This window comes from Candidatus Peregrinibacteria bacterium, assembly GCA_016699145.1.
Taxonomy (GTDB): Bacteria; Patescibacteriota; Gracilibacteria; order UBA1369; family 2-02-FULL-48-14.
In genome coordinates this window covers 409,412-433,006 of sequence record CP064962.1, presented here as the reverse complement: position 1 = coordinate 433,006, position 23,595 = coordinate 409,412, and the positions used below count along the sequence as shown (strand labels likewise).

The 23,595-nt window shown below is 45.9% G+C and carries 25 protein-coding genes, 2 tRNA genes and 1 pseudogene; 15 read left to right on the top strand and 13 right to left on the bottom strand.

Annotated elements, in window-relative coordinates:
* Window positions 1-5 precede the first annotated feature (5 nt).
* Window positions 6-395, bottom strand: coding sequence for a nucleotidyltransferase domain-containing protein (locus IPG41_02345; protein QQR55372.1), 390 nt, complete (start codon window positions 393-395; stop codon window positions 6-8).
* A gap of 103 nt (window positions 396-498) precedes the next feature.
* Between IPG41_02345 and IPG41_02340 the strand changes: the two genes are divergently transcribed.
* The 5 genes from IPG41_02340 to IPG41_02320 all read left to right on the top strand — a co-directional run bounded on the left by IPG41_02340 (window position 499) and on the right by IPG41_02320 (window position 5,434).
* A complete protein-coding gene (locus IPG41_02340) occupies window positions 499-1,218 on the top strand; it encodes a hypothetical protein (protein ID QQR55371.1) in 720 nt (239 codons plus the stop codon).
* A 61-nt stretch (window positions 1,219-1,279) separates the two neighbouring features.
* Complete coding sequence (locus tag IPG41_02335) at window positions 1,280-2,842, top strand: hypothetical protein (protein ID QQR55370.1); 1,563 nt, start codon at window positions 1,280-1,282, stop codon at window positions 2,840-2,842.
* 65 nt (window positions 2,843-2,907) lie between these two features.
* Entirely contained in the window at window positions 2,908-4,098 is a 1,191-nt protein-coding gene (locus IPG41_02330; GenBank protein ID QQR55369.1) for a class I SAM-dependent methyltransferase, read from the top strand.
* A 54-nt stretch (window positions 4,099-4,152) separates the two neighbouring features.
* Window positions 4,153-4,803 (top strand): LysE family transporter, encoded by a 651-nt coding sequence (locus tag IPG41_02325; GenBank protein ID QQR55368.1) that lies wholly within the window; start codon window positions 4,153-4,155, stop codon window positions 4,801-4,803.
* Between the two features lie 46 nt (window positions 4,804-4,849).
* Entirely contained in the window at window positions 4,850-5,434 is a 585-nt protein-coding gene (locus IPG41_02320; protein QQR55367.1) for a hypothetical protein, read from the top strand.
* Window positions 5,435-5,618: 184 nt separating this feature from the next.
* Here the strand turns inward: IPG41_02320 and IPG41_02315 are convergent.
* Window positions 5,619-6,086 (bottom strand): annotated as a pseudogene (locus tag IPG41_02315) (IS5 family transposase).
* Entirely contained in the window at window positions 6,044-6,244 is a 201-nt protein-coding gene (locus tag IPG41_02310) for a hypothetical protein (GenBank protein ID QQR55366.1), read from the bottom strand. Before IPG41_02310 ends, IPG41_02315 begins: the two are co-directional and overlap by 43 nt.
* Here IPG41_02310 and tnpA (IPG41_02305) point away from each other — a divergent pair.
* Entirely contained in the window at window positions 6,243-6,677 is a 435-nt protein-coding gene (gene tnpA, locus IPG41_02305; protein QQR55365.1) for an IS200/IS605 family transposase, read from the top strand. The genes IPG41_02310 and tnpA (IPG41_02305) overlap by 2 nt on opposite strands.
* On the opposite strand, the gene IPG41_02300 is transcribed toward tnpA (IPG41_02305), so the two are convergent.
* A complete protein-coding gene (locus IPG41_02300) occupies window positions 6,610-6,942 on the bottom strand; it encodes a transposase (GenBank protein ID QQR55364.1) in 333 nt (110 codons plus the stop codon). The two genes, tnpA (IPG41_02305) and IPG41_02300, sit on opposite strands and share 68 nt — an antisense overlap.
* Before the next feature lie 45 nt (window positions 6,943-6,987).
* Here IPG41_02300 and IPG41_02295 point away from each other — a divergent pair, with 45 nt between their 5' ends.
* The 3 genes from IPG41_02295 to tnpA (IPG41_02285) all read left to right on the top strand — a co-directional run bounded on the left by IPG41_02295 (window position 6,988) and on the right by tnpA (IPG41_02285) (window position 8,533).
* Window positions 6,988-7,500 (top strand): hypothetical protein, encoded by a 513-nt coding sequence (locus tag IPG41_02295; GenBank protein QQR55363.1) that lies wholly within the window; start codon window positions 6,988-6,990, stop codon window positions 7,498-7,500.
* Between the two features lie 51 nt (window positions 7,501-7,551).
* A complete protein-coding gene (locus IPG41_02290; GenBank protein ID QQR55362.1) occupies window positions 7,552-8,031 on the top strand; it encodes a hypothetical protein in 480 nt (159 codons plus the stop codon).
* Window positions 8,032-8,098: 67 nt separating this feature from the next.
* Window positions 8,099-8,533 (top strand): IS200/IS605 family transposase, encoded by a 435-nt coding sequence (gene tnpA, locus IPG41_02285; GenBank protein ID QQR55361.1) that lies wholly within the window; start codon window positions 8,099-8,101, stop codon window positions 8,531-8,533.
* Window positions 8,534-8,928: 395 nt separating this feature from the next.
* On the opposite strand, the gene IPG41_02280 is transcribed toward tnpA (IPG41_02285), so the two are convergent.
* Together IPG41_02280 and IPG41_02275 are read right to left on the bottom strand one after the other, a co-directional pair.
* Window positions 8,929-11,307 (bottom strand): beta-propeller domain-containing protein, encoded by a 2,379-nt coding sequence (locus IPG41_02280; protein ID QQR55360.1) that lies wholly within the window; start codon window positions 11,305-11,307, stop codon window positions 8,929-8,931.
* A 24-nt stretch (window positions 11,308-11,331) separates the two neighbouring features.
* A complete protein-coding gene (locus IPG41_02275) occupies window positions 11,332-12,501 on the bottom strand; it encodes an exo-alpha-sialidase (protein ID QQR55359.1) in 1,170 nt (389 codons plus the stop codon).
* Between the two features lie 161 nt (window positions 12,502-12,662).
* Between IPG41_02275 and IPG41_02270 the strand changes: the two genes are divergently transcribed.
* The 3 genes from IPG41_02270 (at window position 12,663) to IPG41_02260 (ending at window position 14,398) form a co-directional block, all read left to right on the top strand.
* Window positions 12,663-12,899, top strand: a complete 237-nt coding sequence (locus IPG41_02270) for a hypothetical protein (GenBank protein QQR55358.1) — start codon at window positions 12,663-12,665, stop codon at window positions 12,897-12,899.
* Between the two features lie 67 nt (window positions 12,900-12,966).
* A complete protein-coding gene (gene tnpA, locus IPG41_02265) occupies window positions 12,967-13,401 on the top strand; it encodes an IS200/IS605 family transposase (GenBank protein ID QQR55357.1) in 435 nt (144 codons plus the stop codon).
* Between the two features lie 151 nt (window positions 13,402-13,552).
* Window positions 13,553-14,398 (top strand): hypothetical protein, encoded by an 846-nt coding sequence (locus IPG41_02260; protein ID QQR55356.1) that lies wholly within the window; start codon window positions 13,553-13,555, stop codon window positions 14,396-14,398.
* Window positions 14,399-14,439: 41 nt separating this feature from the next.
* On the opposite strand, the gene IPG41_02255 is transcribed toward IPG41_02260, so the two are convergent.
* Window positions 14,440-14,516 (bottom strand) — tRNA-Pro (locus IPG41_02255).
* A 73-nt stretch (window positions 14,517-14,589) separates the two neighbouring features.
* Here IPG41_02255 and IPG41_02250 point away from each other — a divergent pair.
* Together IPG41_02250 and IPG41_02245 are read left to right on the top strand one after the other, a co-directional pair.
* Entirely contained in the window at window positions 14,590-15,549 is a 960-nt protein-coding gene (locus tag IPG41_02250) for an L-lactate dehydrogenase (GenBank protein QQR55355.1), read from the top strand.
* Between the two features lie 8 nt (window positions 15,550-15,557).
* On the top strand, window positions 15,558-15,857 hold the full coding sequence (locus IPG41_02245; protein ID QQR55354.1) for a hypothetical protein: 300 nt from the start codon (window positions 15,558-15,560) through the stop codon (window positions 15,855-15,857).
* A 20-nt stretch (window positions 15,858-15,877) separates the two neighbouring features.
* Here IPG41_02245 and IPG41_02240 read toward each other — a convergent pair whose 3' ends face one another.
* The 5 genes from IPG41_02240 to IPG41_02220 form a co-directional block, all read right to left on the bottom strand.
* Entirely contained in the window at window positions 15,878-16,021 is a 144-nt protein-coding gene (locus IPG41_02240; GenBank protein ID QQR55353.1) for a hypothetical protein, read from the bottom strand.
* 228 nt (window positions 16,022-16,249) lie between these two features.
* A complete protein-coding gene (locus IPG41_02235) occupies window positions 16,250-16,636 on the bottom strand; it encodes a DUF2177 family protein (GenBank protein QQR55352.1) in 387 nt (128 codons plus the stop codon).
* A 54-nt stretch (window positions 16,637-16,690) separates the two neighbouring features.
* Window positions 16,691-17,023, bottom strand: coding sequence for a hypothetical protein (locus IPG41_02230; protein QQR55351.1), 333 nt, complete (start codon window positions 17,021-17,023; stop codon window positions 16,691-16,693).
* 157 nt (window positions 17,024-17,180) lie between these two features.
* Window positions 17,181-17,903, bottom strand: a complete 723-nt coding sequence (locus IPG41_02225) for an amino acid racemase (GenBank protein ID QQR55350.1) — start codon at window positions 17,901-17,903, stop codon at window positions 17,181-17,183.
* Window positions 17,904-17,909: 6 nt separating this feature from the next.
* Window positions 17,910-17,986, bottom strand: a tRNA-Pro gene (locus IPG41_02220).
* 195 nt (window positions 17,987-18,181) lie between these two features.
* Here IPG41_02220 and IPG41_02215 point away from each other — a divergent pair.
* On the top strand, window positions 18,182-22,327 hold the full coding sequence (locus IPG41_02215; protein ID QQR55349.1) for a hypothetical protein: 4,146 nt from the start codon (window positions 18,182-18,184) through the stop codon (window positions 22,325-22,327).
* On the opposite strand, the gene IPG41_02210 is transcribed toward IPG41_02215, so the two are convergent.
* Window positions 22,316-23,593 (bottom strand): oligosaccharide flippase family protein, encoded by a 1,278-nt coding sequence (locus tag IPG41_02210; GenBank protein QQR55348.1) that lies wholly within the window; start codon window positions 23,591-23,593, stop codon window positions 22,316-22,318. The genes IPG41_02215 and IPG41_02210 overlap by 12 nt on opposite strands.
* Between the last annotated feature and the right edge of the window lie 2 nt (window positions 23,594-23,595).

The window sequence follows — 23,595 nt, the reverse complement described above, 5'->3', positions numbered from 1 at the left end:
AGGTGTTAGCTGAGTTGACGTAAACGTTCTTGTAAGGCTTGCTCCTGGAGTTTGAAATAGGGTTCAAAGTCTAGGAATTTCTTGAGCGCTTCAATGCAGAAAACTTGATAGTCTTCTTCGTTTCCGTAGAGCAGTTGACTGTTTTTTGCCCATTCTCCGTAGAGTAGGGCGCTGACATTTTCATTGATCCAGCACAAGTCCACCTCCTTTGAATAAAAAGCACTGAGCTCGCTGAGTAGGTGGAGTTCTTCTTTAAGGCTTGGATTCTTTGAACTGTGAACCGCGAGGTCCAGATCGCTTTCGGCATGAGTTTGTCCGCTGACTTGAGAGCCGAAGGCGATGGCAAAATCGATGCCGTACTTTTGAGCAATGGCTTTTGGCAAAAGAGGGATCATGGGGTTAGTTTAGAGGCTAAGTCAAAAAAAGACCAGAGCCAGTCCGCCTTGCGTTATTACTAAAATAGTTTATGATATCCTGCTACATTTTATTTATGTGACGATGGTATATTCTGAGTCTATTTTGGTTCCTGTATCAGATCGAGAAGATTTCCCAGAAGGGTTAGGTTTTCGAGTCAGTACAGATGAACCATTGTGCGTAGACGCTTTTTTACGGGAAAATTCTCGAGAAGTTGTGGACTGGCTGCGACGCTTTGAACTTCTTGTCTTCAGTAAAACGAAAATAGTCGAAGGTATGGATTCCATTTATGATCAATTTTTTCCTATGCATGTGGATCGTCCTTTTCATCATCCAGATTTAGATCAGCAGGGTGCTTCCTATGTGACCTGTTTGCGTCTTTTGGATGCTCGGCGCAAGGATCCTACTCATTTTGCTGCACTAGAAGACTATGCTGATGCTCTTCGTTCTTGGAAGTCGGCTTTTGTTCGTTCCAACGCTGCTTTATCAAATTTAGGTTTAGTGCATGCATTTTCTTCTAGACATCGCAATTTAGTCTCAGAGGCTATGGATGCTACCAAGCCAGCTTTAGAGGCTTCTCGCAGGCGGGCTCGTTGGGCCTATGAGCGTTCAGCTCTTCGCTATGCGCATTCTTGGAAAGATGAACCTGACTCGGCTGTACTGTATCGAAGTGGGGAGCTTGCTGAGCCAAAACTGGTGCATGGACGTTTGGGCACTTCTTTGGATCTTACAACTGATCTACGAATGCTTGGATTGAAGCCCTGTTCTGGGATGGGGGCTAAGCCATATTCTTTAAGAGTCTGACCTCAAAAAGTTAGGCTCTTGTTTTTTTGTTGAATTTTAATATACTACCCCAAAAGCCTTTATGAGCTTTGAACCTTCCAAATCGGACCCTTCTAAATCATCTACCCCAGACCCTCTACTTCCAATATGGGAAGCCATTTGGGAACGTACGCCGATTCTCAAGGAGATCATGGAAAAGCACGGCAACCGCTCGAGTCTCTATGAGTACACGCGCGGTTTTTTGGATATCAATCCCATGCCGGCTTTAGATGAGCGTCGTAAGGAGTTTATTTCGATAGTGGAGGACCTTTTGAAACAACGATTGAATCCTACGGTCGCTCAAGAAGTTGCTGCTCAGTTGGCCAAGTATCACGTACTCTCTACAACAGATCACCATGGCCCCATCACTCACCCTTACTGGATCAATTCCAATATCATCTCCGTTTTGCCTTATCATGAGTTAACGGATCCAGTGCTTAAGTATATGATGGTGCTTTCTTTTGCCAGTGTTTCTCTTAACAACCCCTCCGCTTATCCCCGTGGGATTGTGTTTCATGGTAATAATCGAGGTTCGGAAGATTTCATTCGCCTCCCTGTTTTGCCTGATAAAGAGAAGATGTCCGTGGTCTACAATGCGCGTGCTTTCAATAAAGAGGATGTGTTTCGCGCTAAGGAGGCTTTGGCTCGTAAGGTTCAAGAAGGTCTAGTGCTTACTAAGAAAGCCGAAGGAGTGAAGGGTTTACTTGATCATTTCTTTTTGGATGAACAGGTTCTAGCGGCTCCAGATCTCAGTACTCAAATCACGATCATCAACTATAAACTCTGGCCTGAACTCTTTAAGAAGGAAGGAACTGCCGTTCCTAATCTGATTTATTTGGACATTGAAACGGTGATGACTGAGCTTTTGGTGAAATTTCATCTTAACAAGCCTGACTCGCTTTTGTATAAGCTGCTCTTTGATAAAAAATACCAGGAACTCGCTCGTCAGTACTTCAATGGTATTCCAGGGGCTTTTGATCTGCAAAAAGACTTAGGAACCTACTTCTTTTGGGGCCTGGATAGTAAGAATCATCGCATTCGTTTTGTGCTTCAAGATGGCAAACTGGTTTGTCCGGATGGGGAGCACCAGTATGACTATACACCGGAAGAGATTACGAAGGCTCTACAAATGAAGAAAATTTTCCCTTCAATGATGCTCTGTTATGTGATGGCGGCTTGTTATTATGGTTATAAGTGCTTGGGAGGTTTTTCTCAAGTGAGTGATTTGACTCAGACCAAGCAGGCTTGGATGCGACTTTTGAAAGAAGTGGATGAAGAAGCAGAAGCTAGGGCCATTGAGCCCTTGCAGACCAAGGAGATGTCGGGGGGAGGGACAGTGGTTTCTTTCTTAGAAACTCAGTCCGGTGATCTGCTGCCTGCTACTGGAATTGATATGGCGGTTTATGATGATAAATTTGCTTTAGATGAATTTATTCAGTTATCAAGGCAGGTGACTTTTTATGAGATGATGAACCCTATGGTGGTAGATATTTATAAAGTGCTCTATACCGAAGTGGAACGGGATCCAGAATTTTTGAAATGGACGCCAGAAGCTATTATGGACTATCTGGATCTAAAAAAGCGTATTCCTTCAGGAGAAATGTAAGGGGAGTCTATTGACTTTCGTCCGATTTTATATTATGATGACTTAATCGTAAAAGCATAGAAAGTATGGGTTTTCCTTTCGAAGAAAATGAATCTGGACGAGGTTCGCATGACGTGGATGCTATTGCAAAGTATTTGATGACTAAGAACCCGATAGTTGAAACGTCTGAAGGGGGTTCAGTCCTTCTTTCAGAGTGCATTGATGCAAGTAAGGGGAAAGAAGATGGAGAAGCTCTTTTGTCTGACGTGCTTGCCGCTTTCTTAAAGGACTCTGGTGAAGAAACCAGTTTTTATCGAGCACTTGCACGTCATTTGATGCGACAAGCTCGGACAGGAGTTCGTGAAGAGTTTGCTGAGATTCGCAAGGGGGGAGTGGGAGCCATGATTGCTTACCTTAGGGACAGGAATCCGGTCATTCAGCTTCCTGAAGGGCAGATGGGAGAGCTTATAGGAGAGCATTTGAAAGATCCTGAGCATTTGCGAGAAGTAGGAGGCCAGTATGCTCGCATGTTGGATTTTTACGATGCAAAGAGTCACAATGAAGCGGGGGTGGCTCGTATTGCAGGGGCTCTTCGTTATTTTCTCGAAGGGCGTGAAAACACCTACAATTCCGATGCCAGCTTTTACCGATTTCTTGCGGAACGTTTTTTAGGTGAACTTCCTCCTGAAAATCGTCGTATGTTGGATCTTGGTTGTGGGAATGCTGCTCAGAAACTAGCGGAGTGGGACACCTTGGTGGACAATAATGGACTACGTTCTTTAGGGATCGATGGTAGTACTACGTTTGCTTTACGCAATGCAGCTGAAACCCAAAACATTGCAGTGGGTGCCATTGATGCTGAAACCTCAGAACTTCGCAGGCAAGTTGGAGAGGCTTTGAATAGTCAATTTGGAATTGTGCTTGCTAACCTGGTGCTTGATCGTGTGGCAGATCCAACTCAGCTCATTCGTAATATGAATGCGTTCTTGGTTCCTGGAGGAAAAGCTGTCTTAGGGTGTTTGCTCCCCAATACAGGGGAAGATGATGAGCAGCTTCCTGATCCTTTGCAGCACATTGTGTACACCCCTACTGAGAATCGTGTTACTGAAGGAAAACATCCTTATTCTGATGCGAAACAGATTCGAAAGCATATTGAAGCAGAATTGGGAGTAAAAGTGAAAGTAATCCGTCAGCCTTATCACTGGAAATCCAGCGGTGGAGAGGGGGTGTATGACAAGCACTTTATCTTTGAATGGACCAAGCCCAAGGAGGTCTAGACAATCTTGAATTTTCTCCTGTAATTCTGTATACTTAGGGGATAACAAAAATACATGTTGTTCCCGGAGGCATTTTTATTCGGACTCAGTCAGGGTTTCATCATAGGGCCCATCACTCTTTATGGTATTCGTGAGGGGCTCAACCCTAGGCGAGGGTTTTTCTTTCAAGCTCAGGTTATTTTAGGAGCGACTTTGGTGGATGCTTGTTATTTGATGCTTGGCACTACAGGTGCCGCTCAATTCATTCAAATCCCATGGGTTCAAACCCTCATGTGGTGTTTGGCGGCTTATATGCTCACGAGCATGGGATATCACAGTTTGAACGATCACACCCATAAACGTAGTTTGCAGCACATGCATCGTCATAAGTTGCGTTTTTTTGATTCGGATTTTATAAAGGGTGGACTCATGTGTTTGGTTAACCCTATGGCCATTGTTTTTTCATTGGTCGTTGTAGGCAGCTTGTACAGTGCTCATGCGCATGAGATCAGTCCTTATGGGTTTTCTGCAAACGTGGCTTTGGGTGGTGTACTCGCTTCTTTTGGAATTGCTGGTTTGACCTTTATAGTGCGGCATATTTTTCATCAGTGGATGCTTAAAAAACTGATGCGAGTAGGATCTTATATTTTGATTGCTTATGGTCTTAAATTTACTTTTAAAGCGGTGTTGGGAGTCCAACCTTTAATTATTGGGTTGATTTCTTAGGGCGAGCGTTGACTAGATATAAATTATGTTGTAAATTATCATTGTTATGAAACAACCTTCCCACCTTGGTCGTGTCTTCCCAAAAGAGACTGTGTATTTTTATGGATTTCCCTTTGGTTGGGATTCTCATTTTTTAAATGAATCTTCACCTGAAGATGAGGAGTGTGTCGCTGGCCGACCTATGGTATGTGCAGGACCTGGCGTGAAGGTTGTCGTTTATTCAAATTCTGTAAAGAATGGTGTTTATGAGACTTTGACAGGAAATTTTGGAGTTCCTTTAGTAAGCCCAAACCAACAGCTTATCCTTCCGCAGGCTCTTGATTCTGTAAGGGACCCTTCTCGACGTAATGAGATTCTTATCCAGGCTTTGGCTAGGTATGCCCCAGATGGTCGTTTAGTAATGGCTCAACCTTTTTTGGACCCTCGTCTTGCGAATAAATATATGGTTAAACCTGAAGTCACGGTGCATTTGAATGACAAGAAAAATTTAGAAGAGTTGGTTCCTTCTGAATATCGTATTAGAGAAATGGCTCGTTATGAGAATGGTTCTGCTTTTGCTCAAGCAGCTCCTCATCGTTTTGAATATCCGTGTGTCATAAAACTCACTTCTTCTGGAGGGGTGATGGCGTGAGGATTTGTAGAGGTCCACATGATTTCACTGAGGCACAGGCTAAGTTTTCTACTTTAGATTGTACGATTGTTGTTCAAGAATATGTAGATAAACAAAAAGAGTTTGATGTTAAGTTTTTTATTCACCCTGATGGGACTATGGGTTTCTTCGGTTATTCAGAAGAAAAAACAGGCCCTAGGAGCTGTTAACATAAGACTTTGAGTAAAAGTGCCACAAGGCAGAGGGAGATAAAGGAGGCATACATCAGGTCTAATTTGTCATAGCGAGTTGAAATTCTTCTGTGATTTTTCATTCGGTGAAATAGGCGTTCAATCTCGTTGCGGTAGGCATAAATGTTCTTGTTGTATTCCCACGGAAATTTCATTTTTGCCTTTGGAGGAACGACTGGAGTTATGCCTTTTTCTTTGCACAGCTCCAGAACTTTGTAGCATGAATAACCTTTGTCCATAGCCAAATGATCTACTGTTTTTGGAAACGAATAATCTCTCAAAATTTGTTTTCCAACTTTCACATCGCTCACTTCACCACCTGTTAAAACAAAGTGCATCCCATGATCTGGATCTCCAGCAATCATGTGAATTTTTGTAGTGTACCCACCTCTACTTCGGCCTAACGCTTGTGGCCCCTTTTTTTCATGGCTCCCGCTGCACTGTGGTGCGCTCTATTTGTTGTACTGTCCAGGAAAGCTATTCGCACTTGAAGTACATCTGCTACTTCAAGTGCTCTAATCAACTGACGTAGTTCCCCGGGCGTAAGCCCGAGGGATGTAGTGGGTGCCCGCATCTTCGTGGTGGTGTAAAGTGGAGGCATGAAGAAGCTACGAAAAAGCTCACACGCAGTTTTCATCTGTGACTATCACTTAGTTTGGCCGACCAAATACCGTCGGAAGATATTCAACGAAGGTGTGTTGGCTTTTCTGCAGGAAGTGATGAAGGATATTCCGAAGTACTATCCGGAACTGGTGGTGAAAGAGGTAAACACGGATTTAGACCATGTACATATTTTAATTTCCATACCTCCACAAATAGCAGTGGGAGAGGTGGTGAGAATAATAAAAGCCAACACAGCTCGTGAGTTGAACATAAAGTTTCCGTTTCTTAGAAAAGTGTACTGGGGGACGAGAAGTATTTGGTCGGCAGGTTACTTTGCCTCCACAGTTGGGATTAACGAGGAGGTCATTCGAAAGTATATCCAACAACAGGGCGAAGAAGATGCGGGCCAAGCGCAGCTTGAACTAGGCTGAAACCCCGAGCGTAAGCTCGGGGAGGTTCATGCATTTGTCCAAAAAGTCCAGATTCGCTCCACCGTTTGTATCTTGTATAAATCGTGTGCCAGTCATTCTCTTTTTCTCTGTAATCGTAGGGCATTTGTCTCCATGCGCACCCTGTTTTAAGTACATAACAAATGGCATCCATGCAACGTTTCAGTGGAATCTTTTCAGGCTTTCTGGGCTTTGGAAAATAAGGCTGGATCAGTTTGAACTGTTCATCCGTTAGCATCTGGTACATGGCGTTAGGGTTAGAGTAACTTCACTCTACACCACTCCTCTATTTATGTTAACAGCTCCTAGTGGAGAATACTTAGGAGGGATTGTTAGAAATGAGGCTGAATCTTCTGGGGTTTTATCTCAGATTCAATCTGTTTTGCTTACGCATGTTCTTCCTAAATTGAAAGAAAAAGGATGGTTGGGAGTGGGAGGGGTGGATGTTTTGATTGATGCAGAGGACAACTTCTTTTTTATAGATTTTAATTGTCGAATGACGGCCACGATGGCTCAGACTTTTCAATCGAATGAAGGTTCGTTTGGTAGCAAATCTCTTTTGTGTTTCAGTGGGGCCTTTAGAGGAGATTGGACTGAGTTTGTGGACCGATTTGCTACGGTTGCTCGTTTTGGAGACCCTGCCCAGGTTTTGAATCTTGTTTCTTGTTCTCCTCAAAAGGGGGCTGTTTGGTTGAATGGCGGTGTCCTTTTTGATCAACCTGAGGCGCTTGGATCAAATATAGAACAACTTCAGGTTTTAGGCCTTAGGTCTCCACTTTTTGATTTAGAACCTATCCATAAATAGTAATAACCGCTTCTGAAAGCGGTTAAGGCTGAAGCTAGAACTTTCTTGACATTGACATTTCAATTTAAAGGTTTATACTCTTTTTCTTTTACCTTATCATCCATTTTATTAATGTCTGAAATCATATCAACAGCCAATGAAGGGGTCCACGCTATTTATACTCAAGCAGGCACTGCTCTTCCGCTGTGGTTACACAAATTACAAGCTGCTTCTCTTGACGATTCCACTGGTATTTTGAAAATAGGAAAAGGTGTCGCTTCGGTTGATCCAGAAGCCTTGACAGCTTTTTTGACTGAATTGGATCGAATAGAATCGACTGGTAAAACGGAGGTACTGCGTGCATTAACATCAGGTGGCCTAGGAGTAGCGGGAGAAGTGTTGGCAGTGCGTCGTACTTTAGCAGATTCTTTACAAGGTAGAGGTATACTTAAAGCAGACCTTTTGAGTTTTCAAACTTCTGCTTCTGGATTACGCTTCCCTATTGGTTTAGAGCATACGCCAAACTGTCCTACTTCTAATCAACTGACGTAGTTCCCCGGGCGTAAGCCCGAGGGATGTAGTGGGTGCCCGCATCTTCGTGGTGGTGTAAAGTGGAGGCATGAAGAAGCTACGAAAAAGCTCACACGCAGTTTTCATCTGTGACTATCACTTAGTTTGGCCGACCAAATACCGTCGGAAGATATTCAACGAAGGTGTGTTGGCTTTTCTGCAGGAAGTGATGAAGGATATTCCGAAGTACTATCCGGAACTGGTGGTGAAAGAGGTAAACACGGATTTAGACCATGTACATATTTTAATTTCCATACCTCCACAAATAGCAGTGGGAGAGGTGGTGAGAATAATAAAAGCCAACACAGCTCGTGAGTTGAACATAAAGTTTCCGTTTCTTAGAAAAGTGTACTGGGGGACGAGAAGTATTTGGTCGGCAGGTTACTTTGCCTCCACAGTTGGGATTAACGAGGAGGTCATTCGAAAGTATATCCAACAACAGGGCGAAGAAGATGCGGGCCAAGCGCAGCTTGAACTAGGCTGAAACCCCGAGCGTAAGCTCGGGGAGGTTCATTTTCTGCCGATTGGGTTCCTAGAGAGTCAGGAAAGGTATCACGATTTGACCTTTATAGGGATGTGTCTATGCCGATTTTACCTGCAGTTGTTCATGGCATAAGAAATGCTGGTAGTTACCTTGGAGCTGTTCCTTGTGACCAGACTGCTCCAGTGCCTACGCCGTATTCTGCGGCGCTTTCCACGGAACTCAGTCAGGCCCTTGGAAACTATTTGGTCACCCCGAAGAAATCTGGTCAAAGACTAGACTTTTCTGTCACTGTGGGAGGAGGCCATTGGAGGCAAGAGAATTTGGTGAATAGAGGTGCACTAGGAAGGTGGTTGGTGGATTTTATGCCTAAGGCTAATTGATCGGCATTTACAAATTTACAAACTCACCTCTCCCACCTCTTCTAAGCTTTCGCGGCTCAGGGCGCGCACTTTGCCTTCGGAAAGGGTGTAGAAAGTGTCGCCAATGTAAATGATGCGATTGATGTAGTTTTCTTCGGATCGGCTTGCGTAATAAGAGCCGTCTTCGAATGCGCCGTCTTCGTAATGGGTGGCGCGGCCTTCATAAAGGAAGCCATTTTCAGGATCGATGCTGTAGAAATAAGCCCCTTGGAACGCTGTTTCTCCGAATTCATTGGAGTCAGGATTTTCCTCAGTGTGCTGTGCCAAAGTCACAGGGAAGCTCAATTGGCCGCTGATTGGATCGAAGAGCAGAGCTTTGTGGTCGTATAAAAGTTCGGAGTCCGTGCCGCGATCGCCGATGCCTAGACTGTAGAGTTGCTGAGGGTTGCTCACATCCTCCACATCAAACAAAGCCACTTTTAAGCCTTGATACCAAGAGAAATTGAGTTCACGCAAGGCTTCCTGCTCGGCGCTGGCGTTGGTGACGTCTTTCCCAAATCCAATCAAATAATGGTCCCCGTAAGGATGTAAATAATCGCTGTAACCTGGGATTTTCAATTCACCCAAAAGCTCGGGGTTGCGGGGGTCTGACAGGTCAAAGGCAAAGAGAGGATCCACTTTTTCGAAAGTCACTAGATAGCCGCGGTCTCCCATGAAGCGAGCGGCGTGCAAGGTTTCCCCGGGAGCCAGGTTGGCGATGCTGCTCACTGCATTCATATTTTCGTCCAAAATCGTGAGGCGACTGCTCAAGCCTTGGGAGCCTTGGACAGAAGAGACTTGGCTGGCCACTCGCAAATAGCCCTCATGTTCGTCCATGCTGAATTGATTCAAAAACGTGCCGGAAATTTTTCCACTGCTTGTGTACTCAATCTGGCCCTCATCCAAAGCGATTCGATGGATCAAAGTCTTGCTTGTGGAGGCGTCGTAGTAATAGTCGCTGGGAGAAGAATAGGTGCTTCTGCTGAGGTAGATGTTTTGGTTGGAAACGTAAAGGTTGTCGCTGGAACCAATGAACACTTCCGCATCCACGGGATCTTCTTCAACAAGAGGGATGGCCAGGGTGATCACATAGCTGAGGCGAGTGGTGCGAGGCATATAACGAATGGCCTCACAAGGAGCAATTTCTTGGCTCACTCCAGTGAGGGAATCGGTGAGGTGAGGCAAGACCTCTTCGGCAGCAATTTGAGTTGGCATGGTGTCGTAGTCGCCCCAGTACATGCCTGCGTTTTTGTTCAGGATCAAGTAGAGCTCATCTTCAATGCGACGAGCGTTTTCATAATAACCGTCCACATGCAGGTCTCGCAGCAAAGAAGGTTCAGAGGGATCGGTGACATCGTAAATGTAGACTCCGGTTCGATTGCTGTGAAAAGAAGTGCCGTCGTAATCGTATTCACTGCCCACCACCACCAAGCGGTTTTCACTGAGCGTCATTTGACTGGGAGTGAAAGAGAGATCGTCAAAGGTGAGGGTTGCCACCGTGTTCATCGCTTCGGCGGGGTAGAGGTCTAGGATGTGAACCTGATTGTCTTTCAAAGTATAGAGGTATTCCTCGTCATTTTTGATGATGTCGAACTCATCCACGCCTTCCACTTGCACATTGGTGCTGGAATAGTCCGTGGGAGCCGAGGGGGTCGCACTGACATCGGCGGCATCCCCCTCCTCGGGGTAGCCTGTGTAGTAATAATCCCTGGGTTCAGAGAGGAAAAGTGCCTCCAGTTCTTCACAAGAGTTCAGCGCGATTAAATTTCCTTCCAGATCTTCGTAGGTCAAGGAGTCGAGTTCGTATTCTTCTTCGCTGAGTCTCCACACCATTTCGGCCATTTCGCCGCGCATCAGTTCTTTTTCAAAATCTCCGATAGAAGGGGGAATGGCTGCGAGGTCTTCTAAAGCCTCGGCATGAGGTCGGTACCAGGGGGTGAGAGTGGGGTCTTCTTCGAGTTCAAAGGCTCGGACCAAGATTTTACTGGCTTCGGCAAAATTGATGGGATTTGCAGGTCGGAACAAGCCATCTTCGTAGCCTTCTACCCAGCCTTCGGTTTTGGCATAGCAGACGTATTTTGCGTACCAGTCGCTTGTCACATCGGGGAAACAGTTGGATTCATTGAAGTCGTCCTCTTGAGCTTCTGCGACCATTTTGATGAATTCAGCGCGATTGATGGTGTCGGTGGAGCGAAAAGATCCATCTGGATAGCCTTGGAGCACGCCGTTGTCTTCCAAGGTTTCGATGGCGATGAGGCTGGGGTCTTCGGAGTCCAGATCTGAAAAAGTGCTTTCCGCTTGAGTGAGAGCAGAAAAACTTAAAATAGAGATCACAATTTTGAGGGAAGCGAGCAGTAGAATGATTTTTTTCTTCATGGAGTTTTGGGCTAGGGTCTGTGTTTAACTTAGGTCTTTTTTGAGGGTTTGGGAAGTGTTGAAGAATATTTTTTGATGGCGTAAGTTGCCCAATAATGGCGTGGACCCCGTTATTTTTATCCAGAAAATTTCTAGAAAATCATTTTTTGGAGAGAGATAGGCGGTGCCGGCTGCAGTCTTGCCGTCGTGAATTTGTCCCGCGTCTATTTTTTTGAACTCGTTCTTGTAGAAGGCCCAAGCCACAGCTTCGCCGTCTTCCCACACAATGGCTGCGGTTTCCTTATTGCAACTCAGGTGCGCAAAGTGGCCGCTTCCCAAGCTTTCTTCATGATTGAAATGCACGCCACCATCTGTGGATTGCCTGAGGGTGATGTTGCCTTTTCCGTGATGAGCCAGCCAAACAGTGTTTTCCGCTCCAAGGCAGATGTCAGGGTCGCCGCTGATGGCTTTGCTGATGTTCTGTTCCTCTTCCCAAGTTTTTCCTCCGTCCAGGGAGCGACGCAGCCAAATGGAGTAGTATCCGTTACGATTGTCTCGCCAGGTGACGTAGAGTTCACTGCCATCCATGGCCACCGATGGCCAAAGGGGAGCCTGAGTAGAAGCATCCACACGAATGGGCTCGCTCCACTCCTTTTCAGCCCACACACTCAGCATGATTTTTGAGCTCAGTGGACTTGCGTTTTCGTGCCAAGCCAGGCTCATCTGTTCTCCAGAAGCACGCAAAGACACTCCTGATCCCGACCCCAGTATTTTTGCCTCACCAAAATTTTCTCCACTGTCTTGTGAAATCCTCACGTGAACGAAATTTTCTCCGTCGATTTTTTCTACCCAAGCCAAGCCTACCTGATTTTTTGACTGAGCGAGTGCAGGGAGCAGAATATTCCCCTCGGCCATGCTTTTTGCTGTGAGCACGCCTTCTTCATTTCGGCTTACAAAAAACAGTTGCTGGTCCGCAACCCAAGCCATGTGGATGCCATTGCTCCCTTCGTCCGTCACAATTTGTTCGGCATTGTTGAACCCCAGGGAAAGCAGCTCGGGGCTGCCCGCCACATCTTCCACTGTCGAATCTAGATTCGGCTCTGCATTCGGTTCTACAAATACCGCTAAAACGCCCAGGCTTCCTAGCAGAGAGGCTCCAATGATGAGGGTTTTTGGGTTCAAGGTCGGGTGGTGAGACGGGAAAAATGGAGTCAAGCTTGGTGATTGTAATACCAGTGGTTTTCAGAAACAAAACAAAATGAGAAGAATAGTGGTAGATGCAGTGTACATGGAAGAAGCTTCTGTACCTTACCTGTATTGAAAGATAGCTTAGGGAGTGTTATAATTCTGGGAAGGCTTAAATTTAAGGAAACGCTATGAACCCTAGTGAATATAGAGATGCTCTGGCTAGAAAGCTTCTGATTGCTAGAGGAAAATCCGAAGAAGAAGCCCGTCGATTACTTGAAGAAGCCAAGGGGTCGTATGGATCTCGATTTGCAGAAGTACTTCGTGATGAGGATACTCCAGGTCCTCGCTATGAGATAAAGGGGCGAGAGTTTGATGAGAAATATGGCTCTTTTTCTAACCATATTATTTCTAATCAACTGACGTAGTTCCCCGGGCGTAAGCCCGAGGGATGTAGTGGGTGCCCGCATCTTCGTGGTGGTGTAAAGTGGAGGCATGAAGAAGCTACGAAAAAGCTCACACGCAGTTTTCATCTGTGACTATCACTTAGTTTGGCCGACCAAATACCGTCGGAAGATATTCAACGAAGGTGTGTTGGCTTTTCTGCAGGAAGTGATGAAGGATATTCCGAAGTACTATCCGGAACTGGTGGTGAAAGAGGTAAACACGGATTTAGACCATGTACATATTTTAATTTCCATACCTCCACAAATAGCAGTGGGAGAGGTGGTGAGAATAATAAAAGCCAACACAGCTCGTGAGTTGAACATAAAGTTTCCGTTTCTTAGAAAAGTGTACTGGGGGACGAGAAGTATTTGGTCGGCAGGTTACTTTGCCTCCACAGTTGGGATTAACGAGGAGGTCATTCGAAAGTATATCCAACAACAGGGCGAAGAAGATGCGGGCCAAGCGCAGCTTGAACTAGGCTGAAACCCCGAGCGTAAGCTCGGGGAGGTTCATTGAACCCTCTTTATTTGAGGTCTTTGAATTCATCAAAGATGTTAAAGGGGTTGGAATTGGTGTTGGGTTCGATCAAATCTTTGATATAGCAGTGAATTCGAATCTCGATGAGATTTATTTATTGGACATCGATGCTTGTATGACTGTTAGAAATAGGGTGGTTTTGGAGGTGATCCGGAGGCATTTTGAACTGTATAGGGAGATTCCGGATGTCGAGGTGTTCATTGAATATTTCAATCCGGACCTGACGGATATGACAATGGAGATGGTTAAAGGTGCTTTTAAACCGGAAGAATTGAGATTGGTGAACTTGGTTTTAAATATGAGCCTGGTGGGACGAGAGTCAGAGGATGGTTCTGAAAAGCAAAAAGCTTCTGCTTTGCATCATTACTTTCGTTTTAAAAGAGGCCAAAAAGATTATCAAAGTTGGCTTTCGACAAATGAAAATTTTCGTAAGATTGCAAATCTATATCTTCAAGGGAAGTTGACCACACTGAGGTCTGAGTTACTCCTTGCTTTGCCCAAGATTAATGCAACGGTGAGGACCGAAGGCAAAACGATTGGTTTAATTTATTTATCAAATTTAAATGACTACATTGGTGGCTGGGGAGAAAGGCAAGAATGGAAAGCTAAACTACGCACACTCCATTTGAGAGAGGATACACTGTTTGTGGAAACATCCCTTGCTTTGAGTGCGTCACGTGAATTTTGTGCGAGTTACCCCCCAGGAATAATGGCTGATTCATTAATGGAAGCGAATATGTCTAATTTTGTTTATTTTATAAGCAATTCTAAGGATGTTCTTGAATACGTTCCTCCTGACATGGTTTATTCAGATGGATATACTCGTAGTTTTGAGAGGGATGGGAGTCCAGATCTTAATATAAGAGTTGTGCTTCAAACTGAATATGGTGCAGACATGGGGATCCGATTCATTAAACAAGGTGTAGCTCTGATGATGAATTAATAGCCTTCTTTTATGAATTTAATATCTCTATATTTTCTCAATGGTCGGAGTGGCGGGATTCGAACCCACGACCTCGGCGTCCCGAACGCCGCGCGCTAGCCAACTGCGCTACACCCCGATGGACGGCAGTTTACATGCCTCTTTCCTCAAATCCAATGCTGTTGTAAGCTGGTGCTGACTTATCTACGCCTATGTCCAAAGCCTGCACCCTCCCTTCGTTTCAAACGCAGTTTAAAGTGACCGTGATTGGGGCTGGCAATGTGGGGGCTACAGCGGCGTATGCCATGCTCATGGATGGGACGCCCACGGAGCTTGTGCTCATTGATCGTAACCGAGAGAAGGCCGAGGGTTTGGTGCTTGATATGGAGCACTCTATGGCTTTTTTTAACGCTACAAAGGTGGTGGGGACTGATGATTATGCCTATGCTCGAAACTCGCATTTGGTGGTGATTACGGCGGGGGCTCGCCAACAGGAAGGGGAGACACGTTTGGATTTGATCGCAAAAAATCGGGCCATTATGAAAGACATTGTGCCCAAAATCATGAAAGTGGCTCCGCGCGCTCTCTTGCTTGTAGTGAGCAATCCTGTGGATGTGCTGACGTATGAGGTTTATAAACTTTCGGGTCTGCCTTGGGGAAGGGTTTTCGGTTCGGGAACCTTGCTCGACACGGCGCGTCTTCGATTTCATTTGGGAGAAGCTTTGTGTTTGAGCCCCAAAAGTATTGAGGCGTTTATTTTGGGCGAGCATGGGGATACCTCTTTTCCTGTTTGGAGTAGTGCCAATGTGGCTGGGAAGGCTCTTATGAAAATGCCGGGTTTCACCAAGAGCATGGCGAATGCTGCATATAAAGACACTCGTGAGGCGGCTTATCGTATTATTCACGACGTGGGCTACACCTGTTATTCCATTGGGACGGTGATCCGCGAAATCATGGTTCATATTTTTCAGCACTCTCGCGTGGTTTTACCCTTGTCGGTGCCTTTGGAAAAAGGGCATGACTACTGTGGTGTAAGGGGCATTGCGCTGAGCGTGCCGTGCATTCTCGACAGCACGGGAGTGACGGATCTGGTTTCGCTTCCTTTGAATGCACTCGAGAAAAAAGCGCTGAAAAAGTCGGCCGCTGCTTTAAAAAGTGCGCATCGTAACTGATATTGCATATGAAATACCCCTACGTTCCTGCCGCTTTATCTCTCGCCGCAATTCTTTTTGGGTCGAGTCTTTTGGCTCTTATTTTGCACACCACTTTTAGGGGATGGAATGCTTTTACGCTCTTCGTTTTAGGCTTGGTTTTATTCCTGAGCAATGCAATTTTTCTTTTTGTGATGCGTTCTTACAAGATGGATGGATGGGGCTCGTTTTATTTGCTCGGCAAACTCAAGATTGTTTCCTTCCTACTTCTTCTTTTTGGAGGAGTTATACTCTGCGCCGGTGTTGCTCTTTTTATTAGTAGCAGGTGACGGCAGGGTGGTTTGAAATTTCAAGGTGTCGTCTCACCCATTGTTTCAGCAGTCACCTTGCTGATTTCATCCATGCTTTTCTCCAGTTCGGCCTGCCCTTTATTGAGTTTTTCCATTTCGTCTCTCATCGCCGCCCAGTCTTTTTGCTGACCTGCTAGGTCCATTCGCAATGCCGATATTGCGTCTCTCTGATGGTCTAGATAATCTGTAATTACCTTAAGAATCCAGCTCCTGCAAGAGCTCCAACCACTATAGCACCTGTTGCTATTCGCGTTACTAGACTTGCCTCTGAGTTAGGTTTATTCATTGGAATTTTAAGTGATTGTATAGGGCTTATTTAAGCATAAAGGGGAGCTTCCATCAAGCGTTTCTTCCCAGCACGGCTTCATTTTTTACCCTTTCACACTCACCCAGAACATCACGGTGCTCACGGCAGCGCACACCATGGCTCCCCAAGCGGCATCGTAGAGGCTGATTTTGAGGGTCCAGTTTTTGAGGATGGCCAGGTTGGTGAAGTCATAAATGGCATAGACCAGGCCGCCGAACAGTGCGCCCCAGAGCGCGGCTTGAGAAAGGCTGCTAACCTTGGGCAGCACGAAAAAATAAATCCCAAGAATGGCAGCGAGGTAGACGAGAGCGGCTGCTGCGTAGTTCACCTCAGGCTTCATGAGGGAGCCGATTTCATTTTTGTACATTTTGTACATGAGCAGGCGGAGCCACACAAAATCGAGAGCAATGAAGCTCAGAAAACCGGCGAGTAGGGGAAGGGCGGTGGACATAAAAAGTGGGTGAGGATTTCAGTTTACGCCACGGGGCTTTTTTGATACAGTGAATTAAGACTCGCCTAATCCTCGATTGATCACTACCCCTAGTTCTCCCCCTATTTTTTTAGCAAGTCCGCAAGGGATTTGAATCTGGAGCTTTGGCCTTCCTATATCCAAGGGCCTTCCATCCGCGCCTGTTCTTAAAGTGAAGTCCTTTGCTGTGTTTTTTGAATGTAGGTCACATACCGTTCTTGGGTCGGCATGTCCAAGCACTACTAATTCTGCAGAACACCCTAACTCTTCTATGCAGAGGTTGCAGTCGTAGATGCCTCCTTTCAGTGGTTCTACGTCAACTGAAGCCTCATTTTCGGATTCGGGATTTTTTTTGCCTTCTGCACCCATGGGAAGAAAGGGTTAGAGTCCCTAAACTTCCACTACATTTTATTTTTTGTCAAATCATTTGCTGCTTCATTCCTTATCTCTCAAAAATCATGTGCCAGATTTACAGATTAAAATTAGGAAGATGCTGAAGTAAGGTTAGAATTCCCCGGGGAGAGGGTTACAGATCAGGTTTCCCAATCGCATATTGAATCGCTGTCTCTGCGAGTATTTCCACTGTGTCAAAAATTGGAATATCCACGTCCTCTTGTTTGAGTAAAATAGGTAAATCGGTGCAAGCCAGTACTACTGCTTTTGCCCCGTCTTGTTTCATCCTATCGATTATTTGCTTTAATTCTTTTTTGTCTTTGTCCCGTTTCTTACCAGCCAGAATATTCAAAATAATCCGTGTCAGTTTATCTTGATCGGTTTTGTCTGGGAAAATAAGCTCAATCCCGTTTTTCCCGAAACTCTTGCCAAAACTTTTGTGCTTTATTGTCATTTCCGTTGCCAATAGGCCAACTTTTTTAAACCCATGATCTTTAACTTTTTTCGATGTGGCATGGAAAATATGGAGGAATGGAATGGAAATGGATTTTGCTATACTCGAGTAAAAATAATGCGTGGTATTGCACGGCATAACCATAAAATCTACACCGATTGATTCTATTTTCTTTGCTCCTTTGATAAGGATGGTCAGAGTTTTTTCTGCTTGTCCCAACCCTTCGACTATATTTGGGATCGGCAGGTTGTAGATAAAAATTTCTGGATAATCTTCGTCATATTTGGCGCCGTATTGTTTTTGGCATTGTCTTATCAGTGCATGATAAAAAATCATGGTTGACTCCGGCCCCATCCCGCCTAAAACTCCGATGATTTTTTTCTTTGAATTTTGAGGATTCATAAATTCTGGTCGGAGTGGCGGGACTTGAACCCACGACCTCTTGCACCCCATGCAAGCGCGCTAGCCAACTGCGCTACACCCCGACGTGCCCATTTTTTAACAGATTTTCTTCGGAAAGGAAACCTCTTTTTATAGATACAGCTTATTGACACTCAAGGCTTTTGCCCTTATTTTAAACGTCTTGATTTCCTTACTAACCTCACTTTTTATGTTCATGCGTTTTGGACGTTTGGGTTCACGTTGGACTGCTTTTTTTATGGCTTCTTCTCTTTTCCGTGGTGGGTTCTCTCTATTGGCTTCCCTCTATTCCTAGGGTGGAAGCGGTCTGCCAGTGGTCTACGACGGCCTATGTAGACCCGGCTGCAGGGAGTGATTGGGGCCCTCGCGTATGCCACGGAACCACCCAATCCAACGCTTATAAAACTCTGCAAGCGGCTTTGGATTCACGCAATTGGAAGTATGCTGGTCAAAGCATCACCCTCTATTACAAAGGGAGTGGCAATCAAAGCTTGAACAATGCCAATTCCACCAATGATGTGGAGTTGAAACCTTATGGCGGGGTCAGCACCTCGACGCGTTTCACGATCTCTGGAGATAAAAAAATCACTGTGAGCGGCTTTCATTTCAATGGCAGCGGAGGAGTGACTTTGAATGGGAACTCAGATTACGTTTTGATTGAGAATAATGCATTTACCACTTCCGGTAATTCCATTCTGGTTTCAGGGAACAACACCGTTTCTATTTTGGACAACACGTTCAACTCCGCCTTTATTTTTGCTTCGGCCAATAGCGGGACACTGATTGTGGATTCCAATGATTTTCGAGGGGCGGCTTCTAAAAGCTACGATGGCAAAAATTGGTTCGTTGTGGCCTCTCAACTGACCGGAGACTTTTATGTTTTAAATAGCGATGCGCGCTACAACTCGGGTGATTTCTTTTATGTGGAGGACAGTGCCCAAGTGCATGTGGCCGACAATGAAGTCGTTGGAGGAGGTGTGAACAGCTCTGCCTTTCAATTCAATAAATCTTCGGGGACTTATTTGATTGGAAACACGATTGAAAATGTAGCCCTTGGCTTTGTTTTAGAAGGGGATGGGACGTCCCGTTTCCTTTCGATTCAGAACAATAAAATCTTCCTTGTGGATGACAGCAGCACCCGTTCGGCGGGCGTGCAAGCTGCGGATTATACATTGGATGCCGTGAGCAGCAATCTTGTGGAAGGGGGCGACTATGCTTTTGATTTGGAGGCGGTTCAAGTGCCTCAACTGGAGGCCAATCTTTTGGCCTCTTCCGTGGCTGATATTGAGGCTCGCGACTCGGTGACATCCACCTTTCAAAAAAATATTTTAACAGGGAAAGGCATCAATATTCACATTGTGAACGGTTCTTTTACGGACATTCAAGAAAATGCCATTTGGTCCCCTTTGTATGGCATTGTTTTGGAAGCCAGCGATGGCTATTTTGCGGACTGGGTGGAAGGGAATCCACCTGTGAATTCCCCTGAATCGTTCGGCAATGAGGGCAGCATTCGGAGCAATGATTTTTACCATTCTGAGCTTGCAATTGGCATGGCTGCTTACGATGTGACCCAGGTTTTGGACAATAAATTCCGCGAAGTGAATGAAGGGATTCGCCTCTATTTTTCGGATGTGGATCGTTTCAATGAAAACGTGCTGAGTCACAATACGGCTATTCCTACAGGCAATGGGTTTTACTCCTATTTTTCGGTAATGGAGGAGTTGCGCGACAACAGCTTTGAAAACTTTGAGCGCGGCGTGGTTTTGGATTACTATTCTCTGCTCAGTCAGGATTTGGCTGCCAACCGATTCACCGGGGGAAGAACTGCCGTTACCGTGCAAGATTCTGAGCTCAGCGGGGCGCTTTTGAACAATGTCTTTTTGGGTGGAGATTATGCATTTCAAGCGGCGGGTACTGTTTCTGAATTGAATTTGATCAACAATACTTTTTACGGCCAAAACCTGTTCTCGATTGATCTTGCGGCAACTTTGACGACCCCTGCGCAGGTCGTGAACAATGTGTTTTCTAACTTTGGAAACGCGGCTCTGAATGCGAATGTTTGGATGGATTTGGGCACGTATGATTCCAATCTTTATGAAGGCGTGGGGCGAACGATTGTTCACATTTCTGGAACGCCTTATGACTTGGAAGCGACGCAGTCGGTGGGTTATGAAAGCGCTGCTTATGAGGAAGCGGCTTCTTTCGTTGATGCTGCCAATGGCAATCTGCGTTTGCTTGCGGGGTCTTTGGCCGTGAACAGTGCGGACATGCAATACGCTCCGCCTCGTGATGCAGATTTTATTGTACGTCCAGTCTGTTCGATTTCGGATCGTGGAGCTTACGAAGCTTTCGATACGACCGCTGCTGGGAATCTTGATGCCGATGGCGATGGACTTTGTGCTTTTCAGGAAAGCGTTTGGGGTACTGATGTGAACAAGGCCGACAGCGATCTGGATCTGCTTTCGGATTTTGAAGAAATTTATGAATATGGCACCTTGGCTACGAATGCAGACACGGATGGAGATGCTTACTCGGACGGTGAGGAAATTTTGCGCGATTTGACCGATCCTTTGGACCCCCTCAGTCATCTCAGTGATTCGGACCGCGATGGCATGGAAGATGCCTGGGAAATTGCCAATGGATTGGATCCGTTCGATGCCTCCGATGCGAATCAAGATGGAGATGGCGATGGACTCAGTAATTTGGAAGAGTACCAAAACGACACCCAGCCCAACAATAGCGACACCGATGGTGATGGACTCAGCGATGGGGATGAGGTGAACGTTTACTTTACCGATGCCTTGAATGCCGACACGGATGGAGATGATTTTGAAGATGGTGAAGAGGTGAATCTTGGCACGGATCCCTTGGTGCAAGATACGGATGGCGATGGGTTCAGCGACTATGAAGAATATCTTTTAGGGTCTGATCCTCTAGACAGCAACAGTAGTCCCGACACCACGGATACGGATGGCGATGGACTTTATGATGTGCTTGAATCTCTTTATGGCACCGACCTCAATGATTCAGATACGGATGACGATTTGCTGAATGATTATGAAGAGGTGATGACGTATGGGACCGATCCACTTTTAAGTGACACCGATAGTGATGGACTCAGTGATGAAGAAGAGGTGAATACCTATGGGACTGATCCACTTTTGGGTGATACCGATAGCGATGGTCTCGGTGATGAGGAAGAGTTGAACACCTATGGGACGGATCCGCTCTTGAGTGATACTGATAGCGATTTACTGAATGATTATGAAGAACTCATGACTTACGGGACGGATCCACTTTTGAGTGATACCGATAGCGATGGACTCAGTGATGAAGAGGAAGTGAATGGCTCCAGCACGGACCCCAATGATCGTGATACCGATGCAGACGTTCTGAGCGATGGAGAGGAAGTGAATACGTATGGGACGGATCCGCTCTTGAGTGATACCGATAGCGATTTACTGAATGATTATGAAGAGGTGATGACGTATGGCACGAATCCTAGCGATGCAGATACCGATGGGGACACGTATTCCGATGGACAGGAAGTCTTGCAGGATGGCACTGACCCCTTGGATTCCTCCGATTATTTTGCTGATGCCGATGGCGATGGCATGTCGGATTCGTGGGAAGGGACTTATAGCTGCGTGGATCCCTTGGTGGCTGATGGAACGGGTGATGCTGATGGAGAAGGACTCAGCAATTTAGAGGAATATTATGCAGGGTCTCATCCTTGTGACACCGATACCGAAAACGATGGACTAACGGATTATGAAGAAGTGGTGACCTATGGCACGAATCCTCGTTTGGAAGACAGCGATGCCGATGGCCTCACCGACGAATATGAAGTGACGGCTTATTTCACGGATCCCAACGATGAAGACAGCGATGGAGACGCCTTCACTGATGGATCTGAAGTTTATTATTATGGAACTGACCCTTTGAATGCCGCGAATTATCCTCAAAGCCTCACGCTCAGTTTTGTGGGCTATGATGAAATTTATGGTTATGGTTCTGGTACTTGGACAACGGGCACCTATGGGCCTTCCAGTTCTTTGAACACGGTATTGAATTTTGGTGACAGCTATTGGGTGGGCACCCGAAACAGTGGCTATGGCGCCTTTGGAGTGCGCAGAATTGAAGGCTTTTTAGGAACCGTGGAAGTTTATGATTGTGGAAACAGTGCTACGCCTTTTGATCCCATTTCGGCCTCTTGCACTTCTGTTCCGCTTTTCAGTGCCACTTCCAATCCTGATGCTCAAGTGACTCAAGTCAGCGACTCTGCCGACTTAGAGGCGTGGTCTACGCTTTCTTCATTTTGGACTTTTGCCGGGTGGGATTGGTATCGCCCTGCTTACACGGGAGCCAACAACTACACGGGCTATAAAATCAGCCTAAGCCGATAAGTGCTTTTTGATCCGTCTCATGCCTAAAAATGCAATGCTGCCTTCTGCGACGATGGCCCCCGTTAAAATGAGAACGCTGGCCAGACCGGTGCTGTGAGGCAGCAGCACTATGCTGAGTCCAAAAAGCAGACCGATGCTCAGGGCCAAGACTTCGCGTTTCATCCACCACAGTTCATCCTTAAGAGCGAACAGCGTGAGCAGTGCCAAATCATAAAAATAAGACACGCCCGTCAGTATGAGTAGTAAGGGCAGGAAGAACCAAGTTTCAGGATCGAGAAAGTCTTTGTTGCTGACCAAGCTGAGGGCCCAAGGTCCCAGCCAAGTGCCCAGTCCCACCAAGGCTAGGGCAGCGAGCCCTAGGATGCGTTTGGCACTTTGGTAGAGCAATTTGGCGGCTTTTAAATCGTTCTTTTTAAGGCTTTGTTCCAGTTTGGGCAGCACCGAGAACATGAAAAAAGTGGAAAGGATGCTTAAGGTTGCACTGAGGTGCATGTTCAAATTGTAGATGCCAAAATGAGAATTGCTGAGCACCGTGACCAAAAAAGCGCCGGGCAAAAAACGAAAGTACAAGTTGTTTAAAATGTTGATGATCCCAAAAGGCAGCGAACTTAAAAACAGGTCTTTGAGCAAAGTTTTATTCAGAGTCCACTTGGGTTTTAAAATCTGCCGTGCAAAAAGGAAACTCAGCCCCAAGGTGACGAGGGCGGCCAGCAGAGGGCCGAGTAAAAAGAGAGAAAGATTGAAATCCTCGGGCGTGTTATTGAGCGTTGAGCTCAAGGCCCCGATCACCGCCAGATTGGTCAAACGTCCCAGCAGCAAGGCTAGGGTGGCACGGCCCATTTTGTAATGGGCTTGCAGCAGAGCATCGCAAACAGTGGTCATCAAATCCAAGAGCAGGCTGCTCATGAAAAAGAGCGTACCCAGCAAGAAAATGGGGTCTTCAATTGTGAGCAGCGCAAAGATCCATCCTAGGCCGAGAAAGAGCATTCCCGTGAAGAGACGTAGCAGCAGCGCATTGCCAAAAAGCTGTGCATTTTTAGGTTCCAGAGAGAGGCGACGCACGGTGTTTCCAAAAATACCTAAGTTGGCTGCCGTGGCAAAAAATAAAGAGAATTCTGAAATTTTTCCGTATAGACCATAGTTTTCGGTTCCCAAAATAGTGGTGACTCCTTTCACCGTTACTATGCCGATGGCAATTTGTAGCCCTTTTCCAAGAATTTGTACGACAGTGGACCAAAGGATTTCTTTTTGCAAAGAAATGAACATGA